The sequence below is a fragment of the Streptomyces anatolicus genome (assembly GCF_019400875.1).
In the GTDB taxonomy this organism is placed as follows: domain Bacteria; phylum Actinomycetota; class Actinomycetes; order Streptomycetales; family Streptomycetaceae; genus Streptomyces; species Streptomyces anatolicus.
Genome location: NZ_WMBF01000577.1, coordinates 1 through 3,632, shown reverse-complemented (window position 1 = coordinate 3,632; position 3,632 = coordinate 1). Strand labels below are relative to the sequence as shown.

3 protein-coding genes are annotated in these 3,632 nt (G+C 74.2%); all 3 read left to right on the top strand.

All coding sequences use genetic code 11. From position 1 onward, the window contains the following. Positions 1–647 (top strand): (2Fe-2S)-binding protein (locus GKQ77_RS29785; RefSeq protein ID WP_219692226.1); only part of this gene is annotated, 647 nt, incomplete at its 5' end. Continuing rightward, positions 644–2,950 (top strand): xanthine dehydrogenase family protein molybdopterin-binding subunit, encoded by a 2,307-nt coding sequence (locus GKQ77_RS29780; RefSeq protein ID WP_219692225.1) that lies wholly within the window; start codon positions 644–646, stop codon positions 2,948–2,950. The genes GKQ77_RS29785 and GKQ77_RS29780, both read left to right, overlap by 4 nt. Positions 2,951–2,991: 41 nt before the next feature. Next, complete coding sequence (locus GKQ77_RS29775; protein WP_219692224.1) at positions 2,992–3,561, top strand: AAA family ATPase; 570 nt, start codon at positions 2,992–2,994, stop codon at positions 3,559–3,561. Positions 3,562–3,632: the final 71 nt, after the last annotated feature.

Below are 3,632 nucleotides of genomic sequence, written 5' to 3'. Positions count from 1 at the left end.
CCCCCAACCCCCTCCACGACGACCACCCCCTCGGCTCCTACGTCCTGCGCGTGAACGGCACCGACCGGCCCGTCACCGACGCCTGGATCGGCGAGTCCCTGCTCTACGTCCTGCGTGAGCGGCTCGGCCTCGCGGGCGCCAAGGACGGCTGCTCGCAGGGCGAGTGCGGGGCCTGCAACGTCCAGGTGGACGGCCGCCTCGTCGCCTCCTGCCTGGTGCCCGCCGCCACCACCGCGGGCAGCGAGATCCGTACCGTCGAGGGCCTGGCCGTCGACGGGCAGCCCTCCGACGTGCAGCGCGCGCTCGCCGCGTGCGGCGCGGTGCAGTGCGGGTTCTGTGTGCCGGGCATGGCCATGACCGTGCACGACCTCCTTGAGGGCAACCCCGCCCCCAGCGACCTGGAGACCCGCCGCGCGCTCTGCGGCAACCTCTGCCGCTGCTCGGGCTACCGCGGTGTGCTCGACGCCGTGCGCGAGGTGGTCGCCGAGCGTGAGGCGTCCACCCCGGCCCAGGACGAGCACGCCGACGAGGCCCGCATCCCGCACCAGGCGGGCCCGGGCGCGGGCGGCGTCCACCAGAACGCGTACGACGACGGCACGTACGAAGGACCGCACGGCCCCTACGGCCAGGACGGAGGCCAGGCGTGAGCGACGAGACCACCACCGCGGCCACCACCACGGCCGCGCCGGGCGCCGAGCCGCTGCCGCACGGCATCGGCGCGTCCCTGCCGCCCGCGGAGTGCCGCGCCAAGACCGAGGGCACCTTCCCCTACGCCTCCGACCTGTGGGCCGAGGGCCTGCTGTGGGCGGCGGTCCTGCGCTCCCCGCACGCGCACGCCCGCATCGTCTCGATCGACACGAGCCACGCGCGCGAGATGCCGGGCGTGCGCGCCGTCGTCACCCACGAGGACGTGCCCGGCGACGCGCTGCACGGGCGCAGGACGCCGGACCGGCCGGTCTTCGCCTCCGATGTCGTACGCCACCACGGCGAGCCCATCGCCGCCGTCGCCGCCGACCACCCCGACACCGCGCGGATGGCCGCCGCCGCCGTCATCGTCGAGTACGAGGTCCTTGAACCGGTCACCGACCCGGAGAAGGCCTTCGAGGCCGAACCGCTGCACCCCGACGGCAACTTGATCCGCCACATCCCGCTGCGCCACGGCGACCCGGAGGCCGCGGGCGAGGTCGTCGTCGAGGGCCTTTACCGCATCGGCCGCCAGGACCCCGCGCCGATCGGCGCGGAGGCGGGCCTCGCCGTGCCGCGCCCCGACGGGGGAGTGGAGCTGTACGTCGCCTCCACCGACCCGCACGCGGACCGCGACCGGGCCGCCGCCTGCTACGGCCTGCCGCCCGAGCAGGTCAAGGTCGTCGTCACGGGTGTCCCGGGCGCGACCGCGGACCGCGAGGACGCGAGCTTCCAACTCCCGCTCGGCCTGCTCGCGTTGCGGACCGGCTGTCCCGTCAAGCTCACCGCGACCCGCGAGGAGTCCTTCCTCGGCCACGCCCACCGCCACCCCACGCTCCTGCGCTACCGCCACCACGCGGACGCCGAGGGCCGCCTGGTCAAGGTCGAGGCGCAGATCCTGCTCGACGCGGGCGCGTACGCGGACACCTCGTCGGAGGCCCTGGCCGCGGCCGTCTCCTTCGCCTGCGGCCCCTACGTCGTGCCGAACGCCTTCATCGAGGGCTGGGCGGTCCGTACGAACAACCCGCCCTCCGGCCATGTCCGGGGCGAGGGCGCCATGCAGGTGTGCGCCGCGTACGAGGCCCAGATGGACAAGATCGCCAAGAAGCTGGGCGTCGACCCGGCCGAGCTGCGGCTGCGCAACGCCATGGCGACCGGCGACATCATGCCCACCGGCCAGACGGTGACGTGCCCGGCCCCGGTCGCCGAACTCCTCGCCGCCGTACGGGACTTCCCGCTGCCCGGTCTGCCCAAGGACACCCCCGAGGACGAGTGGCTGCTGCCCGGCGGCCCCGAGGGCGCGGGCGAACCGTCCGCCGTGCGGCGCGGGGTCGGCTACGGCCTCGGCATGGTCCAGCTCCTCGGCGCCGAGGGCACGGACGAGGTCTCCACGGCCACGGTCAAGGTCCACGACGGCGTCGCCACGGTGATCTGCGCGGCCGTCGAGACCGGCCAGGGCTTCACCACGCTGGCCCGCCAGATCGTCCAGGAGACCCTGGGCATCGAGGATGTCCGGGTCGCCCCCGTCGACACCGACCAGCCCCCGGCGGGCCCGAGCTGCCGAGGCCGTCACACGTGGGTGTCGGGCGGCGCGGTGGAGCGCGCGGCGAAGATGGTCCGTACGCAGCTGCTCCAGCCGCTCGCCCACAAGTTCGGCATGTCCACGGAACTGCTCCAGATCACGGACGGCAAGATCACCTCGTACGACGGCGTGCTCTCCACGACGGTCACCGAGGCGCTGGACGGCAAGGAGCTGTGGGCCACGGCCCAGTGCCGCCCGCATCCGACCGAGCCGCTTGACGAGGCCGGGCAGGGCGACGCGTTCGTGGGCATGGCGTTCTGCGCGATCCGCGCGGTCGTGGACGTCGACATCGAGATCGGCTCGGTACGGGTCGTCGAACTGGCCGTCGCCCAGGACGTGGGGCGCATCCTCAACCCCGCCCAGCTGCGGACCCGCATCGAGGCGGGCGTCACCCAGGGCGTGGGCGCGGCGCTGACGGAGAACCTCCGCACACCACGGGGCATCGTCCGCCACCCCGACCTCACGGGGTACGCCCTTCCCACGGCCCTCGACACCCCGGACATCCGGATCGTGAAGCTGGTGGAGGAGCGGGACGTCGTCGCCCCCTTCGGCGCGAAGGCGGCGAGCGCGGTGCCGGTCGTGACGTCTCCGGCGGCGATCGCCGCGGCGGTCCGCGCGGCGACGGGCCGCCCGGTCAACCGCCTCCCCATCCGCCCGCAGGCGGCGGTGGCGGCGCCGCAATAACCGGCGGCCGCCGGGCGGGCCCCGGTGGCACGATGGGCGGCATGACTACCTCCTCCCACCCCACCGGTGTCATCGTCATCACCGGCATCATGGCGTCCGGAAAGTCCACGGTGGCCCAGGCGTTGGCCGAGCGGCTGCCGAAGGCGGCGCATGTCCGCGGTGACGTCTACCGGCGGATGATCGTCTCCGGCGGCGCGGAGTTCGAGCCCGGCGCGGGGGAAGAGGCCGAGGCCCAACTCCGCCTGCGGTACGGCCTTTCGGCTTCCACGGCGGACGAATACGCACGCGCGGGCTTCACGGTGATCGTCCAGGACGTCATCCTGGGCGAGCAGTTGAAGGCGTACGTGGACCTCGTCCGTACGCGCCCCCTGTACGTGATCGTCCTCGCCCCGCGCCCCGACGTGGTCGCCGCCCGCGAGTCCGGCCGCGGCAAGACGGGCTACGGCGCGTGGACGGTCCAGGACCTGGACACGGGCCTGCGCGAGACGACCCCACGGCTCGGCCTCTGGCTGGACAGCTCGGAGATGTCGGTGGAGGAGACGGTGGACGCGATCCTGGGGCGGCTGGAGGAGGCACGGGTGGACGGGGCGCGGGTGGACCCGGCCGGGTGACGTTCACCAGATGTCGTCGTGGAGGTAATCGCCGTCCGCGTCGCCGGGAGCGGTCCTCGTCAGTACGGGCG

What these genes read in the sequence shown, in the direction of transcription:
- GKQ77_RS29775 (WP_219692224.1), top strand. Translation starts at nt 2,992, where the DNA reads ATGACTACCTCCTCCCACCCCACCGGTGTCATCGTCATCACCGGCATC.